The 19,531-nt window shown below is 52.4% G+C and carries 18 protein-coding genes; 5 read left to right on the top strand and 13 right to left on the bottom strand.

Annotated elements, in window-relative coordinates; all coding sequences use genetic code 11:
- Both ACGHTT_RS15800 and ACGHTT_RS15795 read left to right on the top strand, forming a co-directional pair.
- Nucleotides 1-1,293 carry an adenylosuccinate synthase gene (locus ACGHTT_RS15800; RefSeq protein ID WP_390591893.1) on the top strand — a complete coding sequence of 431 codons (1,293 nt, stop codon included), beginning with the start codon at nucleotides 1-3 and terminating at the stop codon, nucleotides 1,291-1,293.
- A 101-nt stretch (nucleotides 1,294-1,394) separates the two neighbouring features.
- Nucleotides 1,395-2,078: a hypothetical protein gene (locus tag ACGHTT_RS15795; RefSeq protein WP_390591891.1), complete on the top strand. Its 684-nt coding sequence runs from the start codon at nucleotides 1,395-1,397 to the stop codon at nucleotides 2,076-2,078.
- A gap of 77 nt (nucleotides 2,079-2,155) precedes the next feature.
- Here the strand turns inward: ACGHTT_RS15795 and efp are convergent, their stop codons facing one another.
- The gene (gene efp / locus ACGHTT_RS15790) at nucleotides 2,156-2,722 is read right to left on the bottom strand and encodes an elongation factor P (RefSeq protein ID WP_290259141.1); all 567 of its coding nucleotides are present in this window, start codon (nucleotides 2,720-2,722) and stop codon (nucleotides 2,156-2,158) included.
- Between the two features lie 43 nt (nucleotides 2,723-2,765).
- On the bottom strand, nucleotides 2,766-3,896 hold the full coding sequence (earP, locus tag ACGHTT_RS15785) for an elongation factor P maturation arginine rhamnosyltransferase EarP (RefSeq protein WP_390591889.1): 1,131 nt from the start codon (nucleotides 3,894-3,896) through the stop codon (nucleotides 2,766-2,768).
- 120 nt (nucleotides 3,897-4,016) lie between these two features.
- On the opposite strand from earP, the gene ACGHTT_RS15780 reads away from it, so the two are divergent.
- On the top strand, nucleotides 4,017-4,544 hold the full coding sequence (locus tag ACGHTT_RS15780; protein WP_390591888.1) for an META domain-containing protein: 528 nt from the start codon (nucleotides 4,017-4,019) through the stop codon (nucleotides 4,542-4,544).
- On the opposite strand, the gene ACGHTT_RS15775 is transcribed toward ACGHTT_RS15780, so the two are convergent.
- The 9 genes from ACGHTT_RS15775 to trpE all read right to left on the bottom strand — a co-directional run bounded on the left by ACGHTT_RS15775 (nucleotide 4,519) and on the right by trpE (nucleotide 14,238).
- The gene (locus tag ACGHTT_RS15775; RefSeq protein WP_390591887.1) at nucleotides 4,519-4,809 is read right to left on the bottom strand and encodes a VanZ family protein; all 291 of its coding nucleotides are present in this window, start codon (nucleotides 4,807-4,809) and stop codon (nucleotides 4,519-4,521) included. The genes ACGHTT_RS15780 and ACGHTT_RS15775 overlap by 26 nt on opposite strands.
- A gap of 92 nt (nucleotides 4,810-4,901) precedes the next feature.
- The gene (locus ACGHTT_RS15770) at nucleotides 4,902-6,557 is read right to left on the bottom strand and encodes a mechanosensitive ion channel domain-containing protein (protein WP_390591885.1); all 1,656 of its coding nucleotides are present in this window, start codon (nucleotides 6,555-6,557) and stop codon (nucleotides 4,902-4,904) included.
- A 57-nt stretch (nucleotides 6,558-6,614) separates the two neighbouring features.
- Nucleotides 6,615-7,247, bottom strand: coding sequence for a 2OG-Fe(II) oxygenase (locus ACGHTT_RS15765; protein ID WP_390591883.1), 633 nt, complete (start codon nucleotides 7,245-7,247; stop codon nucleotides 6,615-6,617).
- A gap of 72 nt (nucleotides 7,248-7,319) precedes the next feature.
- Nucleotides 7,320-9,695, bottom strand: coding sequence for a fatty acid cis/trans isomerase (locus tag ACGHTT_RS15760; RefSeq protein ID WP_390591881.1), 2,376 nt, complete (start codon nucleotides 9,693-9,695; stop codon nucleotides 7,320-7,322).
- A gap of 12 nt (nucleotides 9,696-9,707) precedes the next feature.
- On the bottom strand, nucleotides 9,708-10,301 hold the full coding sequence (locus ACGHTT_RS15755) for a DUF2179 domain-containing protein (protein ID WP_390591880.1): 594 nt from the start codon (nucleotides 10,299-10,301) through the stop codon (nucleotides 9,708-9,710).
- Complete coding sequence (gene trpC, locus ACGHTT_RS15750) at nucleotides 10,301-11,098, bottom strand: indole-3-glycerol phosphate synthase TrpC (RefSeq protein ID WP_390591878.1); 798 nt, start codon at nucleotides 11,096-11,098, stop codon at nucleotides 10,301-10,303. The genes ACGHTT_RS15755 and trpC overlap by 1 nt, the downstream gene beginning before the upstream one ends.
- A 27-nt stretch (nucleotides 11,099-11,125) precedes the next feature.
- Nucleotides 11,126-12,163 (bottom strand): anthranilate phosphoribosyltransferase, encoded by a 1,038-nt coding sequence (gene trpD / locus ACGHTT_RS15745; RefSeq protein ID WP_390591877.1) that lies wholly within the window; start codon nucleotides 12,161-12,163, stop codon nucleotides 11,126-11,128.
- Between the two features lie 16 nt (nucleotides 12,164-12,179).
- The gene (locus ACGHTT_RS15740; protein ID WP_390591875.1) at nucleotides 12,180-12,758 is read right to left on the bottom strand and encodes an aminodeoxychorismate/anthranilate synthase component II; all 579 of its coding nucleotides are present in this window, start codon (nucleotides 12,756-12,758) and stop codon (nucleotides 12,180-12,182) included.
- A gap of 13 nt (nucleotides 12,759-12,771) precedes the next feature.
- Nucleotides 12,772-14,238 (bottom strand): anthranilate synthase component I, encoded by a 1,467-nt coding sequence (gene trpE, locus ACGHTT_RS15735; RefSeq protein ID WP_390591872.1) that lies wholly within the window; start codon nucleotides 14,236-14,238, stop codon nucleotides 12,772-12,774.
- A 355-nt stretch (nucleotides 14,239-14,593) separates the two neighbouring features.
- On the opposite strand from trpE, the gene ACGHTT_RS15730 reads away from it, so the two are divergent.
- On the top strand, nucleotides 14,594-16,759 hold the full coding sequence (locus tag ACGHTT_RS15730) for a cation:dicarboxylate symporter family transporter (protein WP_390591871.1): 2,166 nt from the start codon (nucleotides 14,594-14,596) through the stop codon (nucleotides 16,757-16,759).
- Between the two features lie 174 nt (nucleotides 16,760-16,933).
- Here the strand turns inward: ACGHTT_RS15730 and ACGHTT_RS15725 are convergent, their stop codons facing one another.
- Complete coding sequence (locus tag ACGHTT_RS15725; RefSeq protein WP_390591869.1) at nucleotides 16,934-17,608, bottom strand: phosphoglycolate phosphatase; 675 nt, start codon at nucleotides 17,606-17,608, stop codon at nucleotides 16,934-16,936.
- Between the two features lie 35 nt (nucleotides 17,609-17,643).
- Nucleotides 17,644-18,327, bottom strand: coding sequence for a ribulose-phosphate 3-epimerase (gene rpe / locus ACGHTT_RS15720; RefSeq protein WP_390591867.1), 684 nt, complete (start codon nucleotides 18,325-18,327; stop codon nucleotides 17,644-17,646).
- On the opposite strand from rpe, the gene ACGHTT_RS15715 reads away from it, so the two are divergent.
- Nucleotides 18,326-19,528: a DUF3530 family protein gene (locus ACGHTT_RS15715; protein ID WP_390591865.1), complete on the top strand. Its 1,203-nt coding sequence runs from the start codon at nucleotides 18,326-18,328 to the stop codon at nucleotides 19,526-19,528. The two genes, rpe and ACGHTT_RS15715, sit on opposite strands and share 2 nt — an antisense overlap.
- Nucleotides 19,529-19,531: the final 3 nt, after the last annotated feature.

Below are 19,531 nucleotides of genomic sequence, written 5' to 3'. Positions count from 1 at the left end.
ATGGGCAAAAACGTCGTTGTATTAGGTACTCAATGGGGTGACGAGGGAAAGGGCAAGATCGTCGATTTATTGACCGATCAGGTGGCTATCGTTGCGCGTTTTCAAGGCGGCCACAATGCTGGCCATACGCTGGTGATCAACGGCAAGAAAACCGTGTTGCATTTGATCCCCTCGGGTATTTTGCGCGAAGGCGTTTCCTGTTTGATCGGCAACGGTGTGGTACTGTCGCCTGAAGCCCTGATGAAAGAGATGAAGGGTTTGGAGGATAGCGGTGTGCCTGTGCGCGAGCGCCTGCGTTTGTCGCCTGCCTGCCCGCTTATTCTGCCCTACCACGTGGCCTTAGACCAAGCCCGTGAAATTGCTAAAGGCGACGCCAAAATTGGTACCACCGGACGCGGTATTGGCCCGGCCTACGAAGATAAAGTCGCGCGCCGAAGCTTGCGCTTGGGCGATTTATTTGCGCCCGAGCGGTTTGAGAAAAAGCTGCGCGAAGTGATGGAGCTGCACAACTTCACCCTGACCCAGTACTACAAAGTACCCGCAGTCGACGTGGAAGAAGTATTGGCCTTGGCGAAAGAGTGGGCTGTACAGTTGAAGCCCATGGTGGCCGATGTCATCGACATTTTGCACAGCGCCCGCGAAAACGGCGAAGGTATTTTGTTCGAAGGCGCCCAGGGTTCTTTGCTCGATATCGATCACGGCACCTATCCTTTCGTGACCTCGTCTAATACCACCGCTGGCGGAACTGCCACCGGGTCTGGTTTTGGCCCCTTGTATCTGGATTATGTCTTGGGTATCACCAAGGCCTATACCACGCGTGTGGGCTCAGGTCCATTTCCCACCGAACTGTCTTGTGACGTGGGCGAGTACCTAGGTGTTAAAGGTCACGAGTTTGGAGCCACCACGGGGCGCAAGCGTCGCACCGGTTGGTTTGATGCCGTCGCTGTGCGCCACGCCATTCGCATCAACTCGATGTCGGGCATGTGTTTGACCAAGTTAGATGTGTTGGACGGCTTGAAAGAAGTGAAAATTTGCGTTGGCTACAAAAATGCCGCGGGTGAGAAAATGGGCGTGCCCTGCGATGCCGAAGGCTGGGCGCTGGTTGTTCCTGAATACGAGGTGATGCCGGGCTGGACGGAATCCACCGTGGGTGCCACCACACTGGAGCAGCTACCGCAGAATGCGCGCAATTACATTGCCCGCCTAGAGGCATTAACGGGAGCGCCTATTGATATTGTCTCTACGGGCCCCGATAGGGTTGAGACCATTGTGCTGCGACATCCTTTTGCCTAAGTGATTGATAGCAATGAAAAAGCCTGGTTTTGAAACCAGGCTTTTTTTTGCCAGGAAGATTCTGCGCTACACTGGCGGTGGGCCAAGGAAAAGGTGTCACCGTGAAATTATTCTGGATTTGTCGCTTTAATCATTGTTTACGTTGGCAAGGATTTGTTGCTGTGGCAGCCGCTATGGTTTTGAGTGCTGGCACAGCGGCACAGACAGCTTCACTGCGCTTAGAGTGCAGCGACATCTTTAGGGTTTGGAATAACAAGGTGGTCGAGGCCTATGCCGAGCTCGGTATTCAAGTCGAGTGTGTCGAAATGCCCTGGGCTCGTGGCGCTCAGAATCTAGCGTCAGGTTTACTGGATGGTACCGCCATACGCGCCAAGGACTTTGGCGATCACTTCCCTAACTTATTACGAGTCGAGCCGCCTGTCACTGTATTCACGATCTTGCTCTATAAGCGCAAAGATTCAGCGATCGATCACAGAAATTGGCGCAGCCACTCTATTGTTTCCTTGCGTGGTTCAGTGTTGTCGGATCAATTGCTGGTTGGTCTGGATAGTCACAGGGCCGCAAACCTGGAAGCCGCGCTTAAGCAATTGTCGGCGGGGCGAGTGGATTTATTACTGGGCGATACATTGGCCGTGCCGGAGGCCATCCAAGCGCTAGGTGTGACCAACGTTGAGGCGATCTTTCCTCCTGTTGCTACCTACCCTATGTATCACTACTTGAGCGCGGAGCACGAGGACTTAGTGCTACCCATTTCTCGGCAGTTAACGGGGCCGCTTGTGGATTAGCTTGTCGTCAAGTATCAATTAGCAGTCTGCCATAAAAAAAGCCGCCTAAAGAGGCGGCTTTTTCGTCTAAGTGGTAATTAACCCTTAGCGCGACCTTTGAATTCGCCGGTGCGGGTATCGATTTCAATGGCTTCGCCGATCTCGATAAACGCCGCGACTTGTACTTCAAAGCCGTTGTCCAATTTCGCCAGTTTCATAACCTTGCCAGAGGTGTCGCCACGGGCGGCAGGCTCTGTGTAGGCGACTGTGCGCACGATGGTGGTTGGCAGTTCGATAGAAATGGCTTTACCGCCATAAAAAACCGCTTCGCTCACTTCAGTCATACCGTCGACAATAAAGTTTACGGCATCGCCGAGGTTTTCTTTTTCCACTTCAACTTGGTTGTATTCCTCGTCCATAAAAACGTACAAGGGATCAGCAAAGTAGGAGTAGGTAACGTCCTTGCGCTCAAGGAAGATGGGTTCTAACTTGTCGTCAGCCTTGAATACGGGCTCTTGCGAAGCGCCAGTGATCAAGTTCTTCAGCTTCATCTTGCAGACGGCTGAGTTGCGACCGGATTTGTTGAATTCCGTTTTTAGTATCACCCAAGCTTGGCCATCGAGGTTCATGACCTGGCCTGCGCGGAACTCTTGTGCAGTTTTCATAGCTTAATCACCGAATTTTATAGGCATATCGAAACGCGCAGTACTATACCTGATTGCTGCAAAAATGCACGATATTTGAGGCTAAGTCGCCGTTTAGCATTTGCTTAGCCCGCCAGTGCTGGGCGTGTAGCGCGATAGCCGGCAGCTGTTCTAATGCTGCCTGCCAACTGCTTTTGCTGGTCAAGTGCGGCTGGTTCCAAGCTCTGGATACCGCTAAAACCGCGCTTTTCACCTCGCTGGGCGCATCGGCCAGATACAGGGTTAAGAAGGCCTCTAACTTGATAATGTGGGTCTCTTCTCGTTGAGGGTATATGTGCCAAACAAACGGCTTGGCGAGCATTTGTGTGCGCACGAATGACTCCTCGCCTCGAACAAAGTTGAGATCGCATATGGCCAACAGCTGGTCGTATTGAGATTGGTCCATGAACTTCAAGCCGTTCAAGGTTAATTGGCCTTTGCGCACTTGCTCGCCAACCACTAAAGGCCGGCCTAACCAATGCGCCACCCCCGCGGCCATCCGACCCTCGGGTACAAATAGGGTCACCGGTATTTTGTGTTGGCTCAACGCTTCCAGTAGTTCAGGTAGTGCCGTGTTCTCGTAGGAAAACAAACTCACAAGTAGATCTGTGCTGGTAAAGTTTGTCACGCCCAACTCGGTCACTACTTGCGTTTTTGTGTCGCTATTATGACTGTTTTTGGACAATTGGATGAGTGCTTGATCCCAGAGCAATCCTCCCGTATCCGCTTCGAAGCCCGGAAAGAAAAAAGTTTTTCGCATGCCTCTAACGGGCGACTGATTTAGGTGGTAGTCTTTTACCCATTCTTCGGCGCTTAGGTATTCCAAATTTATCCAAATGGGTTTGCTACGCGACATGGCGTTGAGATAGTTTGTCGGCAATTCACAGCCAAATGCTTCAATAACAACCTGGCCCACGGGTGTTTCCGCGAAGGGGTACTGCCAGCGTTTAATCGCGACACCAGCGCAGGTTTGCGACGCAAGTGTGTGATCGACGCTTGGCCAGAGCTTGTGAAAGCTGACTAAATCATCTACCCATAAGGTGATTTGAATTTTGTGATCTTTGGCTAGCTGTCTCGCTAGGCGCCAACATACGCCTATGTCGCCAAAGTTGTCGATAACGCGGCAGAAAATATGCCATTGCAGATCGCGATTCATGAATACTCCTTAAGGTTGTGGATTATAACGAATCTCTCTGCCAGTGGAACGACCGTCTTGCTGAGATTGGATGGCGCTAGTTTGTTTTTAATTTTTTGAGTGAAAATCAAGGTTGAGTTCATGAGTAGGCAGTCTTTGCGAAGGAAAATGTTGGCAGTTGTTAAGTGCGGCTTTTGCTTGTCGATTTTGTGTTTGCAATTTGCCTGCACGCCTAGTGCGGTGAATCAGGACGATGGCGGCAGCAAGGCCGGCCATGCGAGCGAAAAACTTGTCTCGGTGAGTCAGTTGGCGCACCACCGTTGGGTCTTAAAAACAATCGATGGTGAAGCGGTGTTGTCCAACCCTGTGGGTGGTTATGGTAAGGGTTTGGTGCCGGAATTAGACTTTGGCGAATTACCGCATGTTGGCGGCTTTGCGGGTTGTAATCAGTTTAGCGGCCAGTTTGTGTTGAACGAGCAAGAGGGGCAGTTCAAAGTTGAGCAGCTCGCCACCACCATGATGATGTGCCCTGAAAACGCTATGCAGCTGGAGCAGCGCTATGCGCGTCTACTCAGCGAGTGGAGCAGTATCGAGCTTAGCGGCAATGTGTTAACCCTCAAGCAAGGGGAGCAGGTGTGGCTGTTTAACCTTTTTGATTGGGTGCAATAGCCTTGGTGATAGCGCGATCAATGGGTCGCGCTAGCCACTGATAGAGTATCAATCCTAAAATGACACCGCTGCCATTGGCCAGTAGATCTAACAGATCGAAACCCCTGTTCGGGACATACTGCTGACCTACTTCGATAGCCAATGAATAGAGCCACAAAAAAACGAAGCGCTGCCAGTGTGGCAGTACAGGTTTGCTCAAGCCCATGGATATACCGGCAATGGTATAGCCAGAAAAATGCAGCGCCAAATCGTTTGTTTGTGTCAATATTTCACCTGGGTTCGGTGTTAATCCAAACCTAGCAAAGAGCACTAACAGCAGATAAAACTGCCCGTGCTTTAAATGTTCGTAGTAGGTGATCAAGCTGTTTTCTCGGTTTGGTAAATATGAATGTCTCTTTGCGGGAAGGGAATGCTGATGCCTTCGGCGTCAAATCGCAGTTTTACGGATTTGGTGACATCCCAGTAAACATCCCAGTAGTTTTCCGTTTCGACCCAAGGGCGAACGATGAAGTCGACTGACGACTCGTTCAGCGTGTGCAGCTTTACCGTGTACTCAGGTTCCGACAGAACTTGTGGATGGACTTCTAAAATGTCTTTTAATATTTTCTCTGCTTTCTCAATGTCGTCGCTGTATCCAATGCCGAAAACCATGTCGACGCGGCGATGCTTTTGTGCCGTGACATTGCGAATAACATCCCCCCAAATTTTATTATTGGGGATCACCAAAGTCTGATTATCGATGGTTAAAATTGTGGTCGATACCAAGTTCATCCGCTGTACTCGACCCTGAACACCTGCGGCCTCAATGAGGTCGTTTACATCGTAGGGCCGGTAGATCAAAATCATCAGGCCCGAGGCAAAATTACCCAATGTGTCTTGTAAGGCGAAGCCAATGATGAATCCAGCCACACCTAATCCTGCCAAGATCGGTGCCAAGGAAAACCCTAACTGACTCAGGCCAAGCAAGATACCAACCAGCAGAATCATGCGCCGACAAAGATTTACCACCATGGTTTCCATGAGTGCCGACACCGGCATAGTCGATTTTGCTAAACTTTTGCGCAGCAGTTTTGCGCCAGCGCGCGATAGGTAGTGGAATACCAGTAGAATAAGAAGGAATACGATGATCTTGAAAAATAAGCCTGCGCCGTTGTCCAAGGCATAATCCGTGATGTTTTTTAACCAAGCGTGGGAGAGGCGCTTGAGTAAATTAACGTCGAGAATATCGGCGGTAATGTCGCCGGTACTCTTGATTAATATTTCTTTATAGCGACCGGCATCTAGGTTATTTTCCTGCAATAGCGCCACAGTGTTTTTTAAGCTGTCGGTGGTGATATTTTGTTTGTCTTCGAGTGATTTAACTGTTTGTTGCGTGGCGGCATCATCTGGTGAAGCGGCAAGGCTGTGTAAATTGGCCTCCAATTCTTTTTGGGTTAGAGCAATTTGACCTGCCAGCACCTCGGCACGCTGTTGCAACGCTTGATGTAAATAGGCTGTTGATTCGGCGTTATCCAGCTGCAAGTCGGCTAAGTTTTTCGCGTGCTGGGTTAACCTAAGGTAGGCGTGATCTATAAAAGTATTGTGTTCTAGGTAGTCAGCCATCCAGATAATAGAGAGTACTTCGTGGGTCTGTTCGAGATTATCTATGGCCGCCAATCGGCGGTTAATAGCGGCTTTAATCAATGGCCCAAGCGCTAATAACTGGGGCGCCAATTTTACTTTGAGTTCGGTTTGCGCACGATCTTTTGCTTCTTCTTCCACTATACGGTCTGACAGTGTGTCAAATGCCGTCAATAATTCCAGTTGTCGCTCGGTGATACGCAGTTGAAGCGACGCTTGGCGTTCGCCGCTCAGTGCTTTTGCCTCTGTCTGTAACTGCGCAATTTCACCGGCAAGGTTTTGCGTGTTTTGATAAAGCACCTCGAGGGAGGTACTTTGCGCTCGCGCTTGTGTGTAGCCGAGCAGTAACACTGTGACGAACACAAGGTAGGTGGAAAATTGAATAGCGCGCATGCTTGGTTCCTTCCAGACAAGTAAAGAAGGCGTTATTCAAACACAATTTCGCAACCGTTACAGGGGGTTTGCGGCGTCGATATTGCGTCGGAACCAACCTGAGACTGAGAAGCGATCGCGCCTGGCAGGCAAGACTTCGTGAGGAAAGTCTTCGCTCCAAAACAGCACAAGATTGCCACCGACCGGGTGGATTTGAGTTTCAACGGCATTGTCTGCGTCGTTATAGATGACCAGCTCGCCGCCGTCGCTAGGCTGCCATTGTTCATTTAAGTAGCAAACACTGGTGAGCACCCGCGCATCGGAGCCGCGCAGCGCATCGCGATGCTTGCGGTAGAAGGCGCCAACAGGGTAGTGGGCGAAATGCGCCTCGTATTCAAATAAGCCGGCGAAAAAAGTTTGGTTAACTTGCAGGCGAATGCTTTCCATACGCGACAGGTATTGCGCCTGAACGGGACTGGTGCCATCCAGCCAGACAGTTCTGTCGCGGCGAACTTTTTGATTGGTTTGACCGTCGCTACCTATGCCAGCGTCAGTCCACGCATCCAGCCTCAAGGCTTCCAGCCTTAATTGCGTAGTTAGGGTTGGCTCAAGAAAACCCTCAATCACAACCCAGCCCTTGGCGCTAAGGCGCTCGAGGTGATCACTGGTGCCAGCGCTTGAGGCTGGCAAGGTGAAGGAAGGCTGCGCCATGGCGAGGGCTCATTAGTAAGTGGGGCGCGATTTTAGTGCCGATTTTTTGATCGGCACAAGCTTTATTTTAAATTAGCGGTTCTGTAGACGGTTGTAGTCCAGTAGGCCATGGCCGACAGGTTCCTGCTGCCGATAGAGTGTGTGTAACTCATCGCTGATAGCCCAGAAATCCGGATTGTTGCGCCGCACCCCAAAAGCGTCAATCAGCGCCTTGTAATCCTGCGCAGAGCGCAGGCTAGCCACGCCTTGATTGAAGCCAGGTAAGGCATTGCTGTGGAGTTTAAACAGTGCGTTTGGATAGGTGGTTAAGATACCGTTAGCAACCGTTAAGGTATCTTCATTTATCAGTCGGTTGCGGCCTTCTAATAGTAAGCTAGTGATGTTTTGATGGGCTTTGTTGTGCAGCAGCGAAATGATCGCGGGCTTCAGGGGCGGCTCTTGCTCGATGATGAGCAAGCTACTATCGGGTAGCCATTGCAAGTGCTTACCTTGCTGATTCTGCAGGCTCAACAGGTGCCGCTGAGTGGTGGGGGAAAGCAGCAGGTTATTATCGATATCGTGGTTAAGGTTGCGCACACCGTCTAAGTGAAACTTCAATTTTTGGTACAGTTCCGCTTTTGGATTGTCGCTGGTAAAAGTCAATTGGGTTTGCCACTGCTCGGCTAAACCGGCTTCCTTAAAATAGGTGGGTACAATATCTTCCGCGCCGCGATACCAGTTGGCCAATTCTTGGTGAGCTGCTTCTTTTGGCAGTAGGCTCAAGAAATTTTGTTCGCCTTCCATGCGTAAAAAATCCATGTAGGTGCGGGTTAACAGCTGGTGCCCAACATTGCCGTAAACATCGAAGCCGGCTACCAGCAAGTAATGAATTCGCTCGAGTAGTGGGTAGGTAATAACCCAGGCAGTTTTAGGGTCGTTACCGATTAAGCCTTGGGCAACGGTGGCACTATCAAAATGCCTGAAAACGGTTAGCGCGGCGTTTGGATTGACGCCATCGCCTTGCCACACCATGTTGATGTCGGGGCCTTTATAGCGTGCTAGCTTGGTTTTAATAAGATTGTCTTGGGCTTTTAGGTAGGCCTGTTGTTTTTTCGAGTAGGTTAACCAGCCCGCCAGCGCGCCGGCAGAGCTGTCGCGCTCGGCAGGTAAATCTAAGTTGTCGCTATTGTTCGCGAGGAAGTCGGCAAACTCGGCAATATCCGGGTAATCGGGATCGACAAAAAACACCCAAAATTGGTCGTTGATGACGTTCAACGCAGTTTGGCCTCGGCACACGGGACCTTTGATGAAACCCATAATTGTGTACTGGCTTTCTTCCAGCATAAAGCGGTAGCGAATCTTTGGTGGAATGTCGTGGAAGGTTTTAAACGGATTGGCGGAAGTGGCCAAATCGTAACTGGGTAGCGAAGGCACGGTGTACTCGGAGCCTAAAAACCAATGTTGCCACTTAGCTAAGCGCGCTTTGTTAAGCACGTAGGGCATGTGATTTTTTGCCACGATAGTCTCGGGGTAAAAAATTAATCGGTAGTAAACCCGTTGCACGCCCGGATCATCGAAGGGGCGGCGCGAACTGATGCGTTGAATCGGTTTGCCCGGCGGCGTGGCCGAGCGCACCAGTCTAAAAAATTGGCGATCAGCACCGTCATCGAAATATAGATTGGCGAGGTAGAGGTGTTCGAATAGGTAGCGACTGGCGAGTTGGTTTTTGTTGCCATCACCGTTTAAAAAGGCTTCCCAATCGGCAATTTGCTCGCTCAGTTCAGGTGAAAAGTGCGCGCTTACATCAAAGCCACGAGCGCCGGTTGCGATCCAGTTGGTGAGGGTTTGATGTTCGTCAGGGCTTAAGCCGGGTAGACCGTAGGGCATGCCGCCTAGAGGAAATGTTTTGGCGTAAGTGTCGAACTCTTCGATGCTCGGGCAGCTCTGACTGCGATCGAGGGAAAAATCAAAATCGCTGTCGGGCAAAGGCCCACCACCGGGAAGTGGGTGGCGCTGCTTGAGCGCCAGCATTTGTTGCATGACGCTGGCTTGTTGGTTCGCCGTTTCCGTTTGTTCGCGCTCGTTTAGCACGGGGTAAAAGCCTTTTAAACGCCAGGCTTCGGTGCTATCGGCGTCTTCGTACAGTCGGGTTAAGTTTGCTGCTAAAAGTCGCGCGCCGTCGTAGACGCGCTCTTTATTGGCGCCGCGCTCAAGCCCAGTCATAGATTCTAGTTTAAGCTGGCAGGGGGCGTCGTAACAGCCATGGCAAACCACACAGCGATTGTCGATGATGGGTTTTACATCGCGGGCATAGTCGGGCACGTCGGTATTGCTAACTGCAAATGACGCGGCGCTGGCTCGATTGGCTGGCGAGCTGGTGCCAAAGCGTTGATCCCATTGTTGCGTAGCCAGAAAACTACAACCCGTTACTATCAGTAGTAGGAGGGAAATACTAAATGATTTTGACATGGGTTCTCCGCGCTACTTGCGCTTGCCTATGACCCGCCAGCCGGCGTTAATGAGTGGTCGCTCGGTGTTGAGGAGTTGATCGACTTGAAATTGTTTTTTGATATCGGAGGTGGTGTAGAACGCACTGGGGTCAATGCTACTCACAAGGCGGCATAAATCTGGAATGCGTTTTCGGCTTTCAGAAATAAGCAGAATTTCCACATCTTTTTCATCGTCAAAGCGCGCGGCTAACTCAATCACCGAGTAATTGTGTTTGCGCAGCTCTTTCGCAAGGCAGACATCGGGGTTGTCAGTGACAATGCGCACTAACTCGCGCCCCATGGCGAGTTTTGCCTCGATAGTGATGCCCACGTAATTACCGGCGGCAAAGCCAGCGGCGTAGGCCACGGCTAAATACCATTGGTCTAGATTGGTGATCACCTGACTTGCGGCGGTGACCCACAATAACACTTCGAAAAAACCTACAAAGGCAGATAGCGCACGATAACCGCGAAATACCATGAGGGTTCTTAGCGTACCTAAACTAACATCTAGTAACCGCGCGCAAAAAATGGCGCTGCATAGCAGCACTGGGTATTGATGTAGGAAGGCCAGTGCTTCGTTCATCAGTTAAACATTTCCATCAGCCGGCGCCCTGGCTCTTCATCGCGCATGAAGGCTTCACCAACTAAGAAGGTATTCACATCGTGACCGCGCATGATTTTTACGTCGTCGATATTGTGTATGCCCGATTCGCTGACAACAATACGGCTGCTATCGATATGGGACAGTAGACCAAAGGTGGTCTCTAAGCTTGTTTCGAAAGTGTGTAAGTTGCGGTTGTTGATACCAATTAATTTGTTGGGCAGTTCAAGTGCGAGATCGAGTTCGGCTCGGTCGTGGACTTCGACCAGCACATCCATGCCGAGTTCCAGTGCGGTTTTGTTCAGGTCGTGCAGCTGGCTGCGGTTCAGTGCCGAGACGATCAATAATATGCAGTCGGCGCCTATGGCACGCGCCTCGGCAATTTGGTAGTCGTCGATAATAAAGTCTTTGCGAATAACCGGCAGACTGGTTGCTGCTCGCGCTTGCTTTAAATAAGTTTCATGGCCTTGAAAGAAATCGGCATCCGTGAGTACAGATAAGCAGGCAGCACCGCCTTTTTCATAGCTCTTGGCAATTTCTGTCGGCTCAAAGTTGGCCCGAATAACGCCTTTGGATGGCGATGCTTTCTTCACTTCGGCAATAACCGCCGCTTGCTGTTGTGCTAACTTGCGCTCGATAGCGGCGACGAAGCCACGCACCGGCGACTGCGCCTTGGCGGTATCTAAAAGTTGCTGCACGCTGGTTTTAGCACTGCGCTCTGCAATCTCTTCGTGTTTGCGCGCCAATATTTTTTTTAGCACGTCAGGTGTATCTGTCATGGGAAAGCCTAATTGTATTTTTGAGTGCTACGCCGACTTTAAACAGTCGGTGAAGGCGGCGAGTTCCTGAATTTTTTCTTTGGCAAGGCCTGAGCCTATGGCGTCTTGTGCCATGGCGATACCTTCTGCCAGCGAGCTGGCAATGCCGCTCACATAAATGGCAGCGCCAGCATTCAGCGCGATAATGTCGGCGGCCTTTTGGGCGGCCTCATTGTCGCGCTTGCCCAATGCGTTTTTGATTAAGGCTAAGGATTGCTCGGCGTTATCGACGGATAAGCCCGCCAAGCTTTGGCTAGCGAGACCAAAATCTTCAGGTTGAATAGTGTATTCGGTAATCGTGCCCGCCTTGAGCTCGGCCACGTGGGTTGGCGCGGCTAGGGAAATTTCATCGAGCCCGTCTTGGGCGTGAACCACAAGTACATGCTCTGAACCTAGGCGCGCGAGGACTTCGGCCATGGCTCGGCACAGGGCTTTGTTAAATACTCCGATCACTTGGCGCTTGACCATAGCGGGATTAGTCATGGGGCCGAGCATATTAAAAATCGTACGTAAACCCATCTCGCGGCGCGGGCCAATGGCGTGCTTCATGGCGCTGTGATGGGAGGGCGCAAACATAAAGCCCACGCCTAAGGTGTCAATGCACTTTTTAACCTGCTCAGGGCTTAGGTCTAAATGCACACCTGCGGCTTCCAATACATCGGCACTGCCGGTCGAGCTGGAAACGGAGCGATTGCCGTGTTTGGCAACTCGGCCACCACTGGCGGCGACAACAAACGCTGAGGCGGTGGACACGTTAAATAAATTAGCGCCGTCGCCACCGGTGCCACAGGTATCGACCAAGTGGGTTTGATCTATCTCCACTTTAGTCGCCAACTCGCGCATCACTAGGGCCGCGCCAGTTATCTCGTCGATAGATTCGCTTTTCATACGCAAACCCATGAGCAGCGCGCCAATTTGTGCGGGGGTGGCGGCGCCGGTCATCACGGTGCGCATTAACGCGGTCATCTCAGCTTGGCTGAGCGATAATCCTTGGGCGATGTGATTGAGAGCTGCTTTGATATCCATTGGCCGTGAGCACCCTCTAAGATTTTAAAAAGTTATCGAACAGTTCGTGACCCTGTTCTGACAAGATGGATTCTGGGTGAAATTGCACGCCTTCTACGTTTAGGCTTTTATGGCGCACGCCCATGATCTCATCCATGGAGCCATCTTCGTGTTGGGTCCAGGCGGTAATTTCTAAACAGTCGGGTAGGCTCGCCTTGTCGATGACCAGCGAGTGGTAGCGGGTGCACACCAGTGGATTTTTCAAGCCTTTAAACACGCCCACATGGTTGTGGTAAATGGGCGAGGTTTTACCGTGCATGACCGCTCGGGCGCGTACAATTTTGCCGCCGAACACTTGGCCGATCGATTGGTGGCCTAAGCAGACGCCGAGGATGGGCAGTTTGCCGGCATAGGTTTCGATCGCCGCCATAGAAATACCAGCTTCATTGGGCGTGCAGGGGCCGGGCGATACCACAATGCGCTCGGGCGCTAGCTGGGCGATGTCGGCCACGCTAATTTCATCGTTGCGCACCACTTTTACCTCGGCCTTGAGCTCCGCTAGGTACTGCACCACGTTGTAGGTAAAGGAGTCGTAATTATCAATCATGAGTAACATTGTGATGACCCCCTTATAGAACCATGTCGACGGCGCGGAACATGGCGCGTGCTTTGTTCATTGTTTCTTTCCACTCCAGCGCCGGCACTGAATCCGCCACTACGCCGGCACCGGCTTGAATATAGAGCGTGCCGTTTTTAATCACGGCGGTGCGAATGGCAATGGCGGTATCCATGGCACCGTTCCACGCCAAGTAGCCGATGGCGCCACCGTAAATACCGCGCTTTTCGCTTTCGAGTTCGTCGATAATTTCCATAGCGCGGATTTTTGGCGCGCCTGATAAGGTGCCGGCCGGTAAGGCTGCACGCAAGACATCCATCGCCGTTAATCCGGTTTTTACCTGGCCGGTGACGTTAGAGGTGATGTGCATGACATGGCTGTAGCGTTCGACCACCATTTTGTCGGTCAGCTTGACGGTGCCGGTGTTGGCGACGCGACCAACATCGTTGCGGCCTAAATCGATGAGCATTAAATGCTCGGCAATTTCTTTCGGGTCGTTGACCAAGTCTTGTTCGAGCGCGAGATCTTCAGCTTCCGTATGGCCGCGGCGGCGGGTGCCGGCGATGGGGCGCACAGTGACTTCGCCATCCTCGAAGCGGGCCAAAATTTCTGGACTTGAGCCAACCACTTGATGATCGCCCAAATCTAAAAAGTACATGTAGGGCGATGGGTTTAGGCAGCGCAAGGCGCGGTAAAGGTTTAGGGGCTCGGCGCTAAAGGGAATGGATAAGCGCTGCGACACCACCACCTGCATGGTATCGCCGGCCAATACATAATCTTTGATTTTAGCGACGGCTTGGTTGAAGTTCTGTTCGCCAAAACTCGAGGTGAAATCGGCTTCCCGCGCCGCTTCACCCTGTAAGCGCATGGCAGCCGTTTTCGGCGCCGGCTCGGCCAGTCGCGCTTCTAGCTGGTCTAATCGCGCTTGCGCCTTTTGGTAGGCCTGGGGCTCGGCGCCGTCGGCATGGACAATTAAAATGAGCTTGCCGGCAAGGTTGTCGAATACCAGCAACTCGTCCGACACCATCAATAAGATATCCGGTGTGCCGATCACATCCTTTGGCTGGCTGGCTTTTAGTTTTGGCTCCACATAGCGCACACAGTCGTAGCCGAAATAGCCTACAAGGCCACCGTTGAAGCGCGGTAGGCCGTCTAGCTCTGGCGCTTTGAAGCGAGCTTTGTATTCATCCACGAAGTTAAGCGGATCGGCCGATTGGTGTTGCTCTACGATGTCGCCATCAATTTCAATGGCGATGTGATCGCCGGTTACGCGCAGCACTTGCCGCGCCGGTAGGCCAATAATCGAGTAGCGGCCCCATTTTTCACCGCCCTGTACCGATTCTAGTAAATAGGAATAGGGGCCTTTGGCGAATTTTAAATAGGACGACAGGGGGGTGTCTAAGTCGGCTAGCAACTCACGCGTTAAGGGAATGCGGTTGAAGCCTTGCAGGCAAAGTTGGTCAAACTGATCCGGTGTCATGGGAAACCCTTGGTTTTATTTGGCGACAGGCATGGCAGAGCCATGGGCTAACTGGTGTTAAATCAGCTACGCCATCGCAAGCAGGCGGCTTGCTGCAGAATTGGGGCCATGAAGGTTTCCAATTGCACTCTGTGCTCCAAACGGGTCAGTCCTAGAGGTGCGCTAGTGTACTGAAAAGAGCCAGTCTTGCCTACCTTGACCCATGGATCTAGGTCAATCAGCCGTATTTTTTGTTGTTGCGTTAGCATCTTTCTGACCGGTGAGTACCAACGCTGGGTGGTTTGGCCGATAATGCCGAGCTTAGCTAGCCGATCCAGCTAGGGTTGTATTACATCTATCTCAGGAACCTTATTTGATGTCCTTATCCAGCAAAATTATTCTAGGTTTGTTGTTGGGCTTAGTCGCGGGCGTAGGCTTCGGCGAGCGTATGACCGCGCTCAATATTGTCGGCGATATCTTTTTAGGCTTGCTGCAGATGACCGTGCTGCCCTATATCATGGTATCGCTGGTGGCCGCAGTTGGTGCTTTGAATAGGGCTCAGGCCAAGGCGCTGGCTAAATATGGAGCCTTAGTGTTGGCCATTCTGTGGGGCTTTACTTTGGTGTTGATAGCGCTGGCAACCCTGTCTTTTCCCGATTGGCAGTCGGCCTCTTATTTTAGTCCGTCGATGTTAGAGCCGGCGCAGCGCTTTGATTTTTTAGCTAATTTTCTGCCCGCCAATATCTTTTCTGCGCTGGGCGCTGGGGCTGTACCTGCAGTGGTGGTGTTCTCGCTATTTTTGGGGGTGGCGGTACTCAGGCTCGGCCAAAGTAATGAGTTTTTAAAGCTGGTTGACTCACTGCAGTCGGCCATCGGTGAAATGGCGGCGCTGGTGATGAAAACGGCGCCGGTTGGTGTGTTTGCTATTGCTGCCAGTGCCGCCGGTACCTTGGAGCTAGAGGATTTAAAAGGTCTGTACGTGTATTTAGTGACCTTGACCCTGTTGTGTTTAGTGTTGACCTTCTGGCTGTTTCCCATGCTGGTAAAAACCTTGACCAAGTGGCGCTATAGCGAGGTGTTAAATATCAGCAAGGATGCCTTGATTACCGCCTTTGCCACGGGCAATTTATTTATCGTGTTGCCAATCATCGCGGAGAATACCCGGAAATTATTTTTGCGCTCCTACGAGCATGCCTCGCCCCAAGCTAACTTGGTTGAAGTGGTTGTGCCGGCGGCTTTTTCGCTGCCCGTTGCTGGGAAATTAATGGCTCTTTTGTTTGTTTTGTTTGCCGGTTGGTTTAGTGGTGAATCAGTCGCCATTGTGGATTATCCGCAGCTCCTACTAAGTGGTTTAGTTAATCTGTTTGGCTCCAGCTTCAATGCCGTACCGAGCTTGTTGCATAGCTACAAAATTCCCGCCGAATTGTTTGAGCTGTTTTTGGTGTCGGAAAACATTATTTCCAACCGCTTAGGTGCCATGACCTCGGTGATGTTCGTGGTGGTGCTGGCGATATTGGTGGCCAGTGGTGCCGATCATAAGTGGCGCTGGAGTGTTAAAGCCCTGTTGCGCTTTATTATTGCGACCTTGCTACTAATGGTTGTAATGTCGTTAACCTTGCGCAGCCTTTACAAAATGGTTGGGCATGACTACACCGCTTATTCTGAATTCATTAGTCGCGATCTGCTATTACCCAAGGCGCCAAGCAAAAATACTTTGCAGGTGCCCGAGGTGTTACCGCAAGAGCCTGCGGGTAATACCCTGACCCGGGTGCAAGCGCGCAAGCTCTTGCGCGTGGGTTATTTCCGCGACTGGTTGCCTTACGCCTTCCACAATCAGCAAGGTTATTTGGTCGGCTTGGATGTGGAAATATGGCATCAATTGGCGCGCGATTTGGGTGTGGCAGTAGAGTTTGTGCGGGTTTATCGAAAAGATGCCAAGCGCTTGTTAGATGCCCGCTATTTGGACATGACTGCCGGTGTCGCAATGACGCCGAGTGCTATCGCGAACTTTACCTTGGCGGCGCCGCACTATCAGGAGAATTTAGCATTGTTGGTGCGAAAATCTCGCCGCACCGAGTTGCGCGAGTGGCAGGAAATCGGCAGCAGTACGCGCTTGAAACTCGGTGTGCCGAACACTTACTACCTAACCAGTTCGTTGCATCAAGCCTTGCCCAATTGGCGGGTGGCAGAAATCAGCTCGCCGCGCGAATTTCTACGCGGTGACAAAGTGGATTTGGACGCGGTGATTTTTGGTGCCGCGGGTGCGTCGGCTTGGACTTTACTCTATCCCGAGTTTGCGGTGGTGGTGCCACAACCGGCACTGCCGGCGGTGCCCATGGCCATGCCCTTGAGCAGCAATGACTTGGAGTTCGTTTTGTATATGTCGCAGTGGTTTCAGGTGCGCCGCGCCGATGGCACGCTGGCGAAATTAACCGATTACTGGATTCGCGGTAAGCAAATAGAGGCGGACACGCATCGCTGGAACCTGTGGGATGACGTGATTCGCGCACCGGCCACCTCCGGTGATGAGCTGGAACAATAGCCATTGTCGGTTCAACGGTGCTATTGCACCATTAGCTAGTGGAAAGCGCGGCGACTTAGTGCAATGACTCAGTGCAATATAGTGCAACACGGTTATTGCATGAAGGCCGCTGCGTTAAACCCACTGCGTTAAAAACACTGAAGAAAAATGATTGCAGAAAATCGCTCGACAGATTCACTGCAATAGGGCGCTGAGCGAATCGATCACCAGTGTCGGGTTCAAGCTGGCCACGGGGGCGCCGTTGTCATAGCCAAAGTTCACGGCGACCACGGCGATGCCGGCATGTTTTGCGGCATTAATATCGGCACTCGAGTCGCCTACCATCACGCAGAGTGACTTGTCGCAACCGGCCTCTGCCATGGCTTCGAGTAGCATATCGGGCGCCGGCTTTTTCTCGGCCACGCACTCGCCACCCAAGACCAAGCGAAAATAACTGGCGATGCCTAAATGTTGCAAAATCGGTTGGGCAAATTGCACCGGTTTATTGGTCACTAGTGCCATGTCAATCTTGGCATGATTGAGCGCGCTCAGTAATTCCTTGGCGCCCGGGTAAAGGCGGGTTTGACGGGTACAGCAGAGGGTGTAGGCGGCGCGCCAAAGGGTCATGGCCAGATCCTGTTGACTGGCCGCTATATCCGCATCTTTCAACGCACGCGCAACCAAGGTGGCGGCACCGCTGCCAACCCAGCTGCGGACCTTGGCTTCGCCGGCGGCCGCTGCCCCGAGGGAGGTCAGCATGGTATCGGTAGCGGTGGCAATATCGGGCACTGAGTCAATCAAGGTGCCGTCTAGATCAAACAGCACCAGTTTGGGGAGCTGGCCTTGGCAGAGTCGCGTTAAGGTTTGCATGCAATGTTGGTTTTTCCGTGGCTAGAGAATATCGGTTAGCTAACCTTGGCAAGTTCTGCGCGCATGGCGTCGATAGCGCCGGCATAGGTCGGCGCGCCAAAAATGGCAGAGCCTGCAACGAAGGTATCGGCGCCGGCGCGGGCAATGTCGGCGATATTGCTTGGCGTTACGCCACCGTCAATTTCTAAGCGAATTTTTTGCCCGCTTTTCGCGCTTTGTGCGTCGAGTAAGGCGCGCGCTTCGCGCAATTTATCCAAGGTTTGTGGAATGAATTTCTGGCCGCCGAAGCCCGGGTTAACCGACATCAGCAGCAACATATCGAGCTTGTGTAGCACCGGCTTGACAATGTCGACCGGGGTGGCTGGATTTAGCACCAGACCGGCTTTACAGCCTTTGTCGATAATGAGCTGCAGCGACCGATCCACATGCTTGGAGGCTTCTGGGTGAAAGGTGATATAGGTGGCGCCGGCATCGGCGAATTGCACGATCAAATCGTCCACGGGTTCAACCATTAGGTGCACATCGATGGGGGCCGTAATGCCGTATTTGCGCAGCGCCTTGCACACCATGGGGCCAAAGGTGAGATTGGGCACGTAATGGTTATCCATGACGTCGAAATGCACGATATCCGAGCCTGCGGCTAGCACCTTCTCAACATCGTCTCCCAAACGGGCTAAGTCGGCCGATAAAATGGACGGGGCTATGAGATAGTCGGTCATGATCAATCCAGTGCGAGAAATGTGGCGCCATTGTACGCAACTGCCGGTGCAAGCCCAAGTGGCAACGGCAACTTCAGTAGCGGCTAAACTTGCTGTAATTAATTATTGGGAGATGCCGGTGCGATACAGAGTTTTAGCGGTGACGATGTATCTTTGTTTGTTCGCTTGCGGGGCCTTTGTACAAGGGGCGTTCGCGCAGGGGGATAGCACAGCGCAAGAAGCGGCAGAGGCGCCAGCGCCGGACGCCGAGTCCGCGGCGGCGGAGGCAGCTGAAGCAGAGGTGGTACCTGAAGCGCCTATCTATTCCAGCCGCGCGCTCCGGGATATGAGTCTCGTGGCGCAAGCGACCCCAAGCGACCAAGTACTTTGGTGGCCGGAAGGTGAAAGCCAAGTATTAGCGCTGTATAACCGCGCCATTAGTGCCGAGCCAGTGGGCGCAGTGCTGTTTGTTCAAGATCAGGATCTACACGCCATTCGCCCTCAGCGACTACAGCAGTTGCGCTTGGCTTTGCCAGCGTTCGGTTGGACCACGCTTATGGTAACCCTGCCGCCGCCAGATGCCGTGCCGGTACCAGTGCGCGAGGCGCCGGAGCCAGCCACAGCCGCGGTGGATACGGCAGCGACCGCGGAGGCGCCAAGACCGGAAACCGAGGAGGTGTTTGATGATACCAGCGGTGAAGTCGCCTCGGTGGATGAACTCAATACGCCGCAGGAACCGGCAGCCCCTACGCCAGCAATCCCCGCTAAATCGGCAAGCGAGATGACCGACACTCGCTTGGCGCAAGCCATTCGACATTTACACGACAATGGACAATTTAATGTGGTGTTGGTCGTCGAGGGCGCCGGCGCCGTGCGCGCGGCAAGGCTAGTGGCGCAGATGGGCTTTGAGGGCTTTCGAGCGCTGGTGCTATTGGATGCGCGCAATCAATTGCAGGGCGAAGCGGGCGATCTGCTGGCGGTTATTGCGAAGCTGTCTGTGCCGATGTTGGATTTGTATGAAGATCGACATATCGCCGATGAGCGCGATGTGGCTACGCGCTTGGTTACCGCTAAGCGCGCCGGTCATGAAAATTACGTGTCGCTGCAAATGCCCGTTTACGAACCCAGTCAAGAGCGCGTCATTAAGCGGGTGCGCGGGTTTTTGGATGCCCATGCAAAAGGGGTGAAAGTGGATAATGCGCAGGTGATTGATGCGCCGTGAATA

This window comes from Simiduia litorea (assembly GCF_042853465.1).
Lineage (GTDB): Bacteria > Pseudomonadota > Gammaproteobacteria > Pseudomonadales > Cellvibrionaceae > Simiduia > Simiduia litorea.
This window is presented reverse-complemented; position numbering and strand designations above follow the sequence as displayed.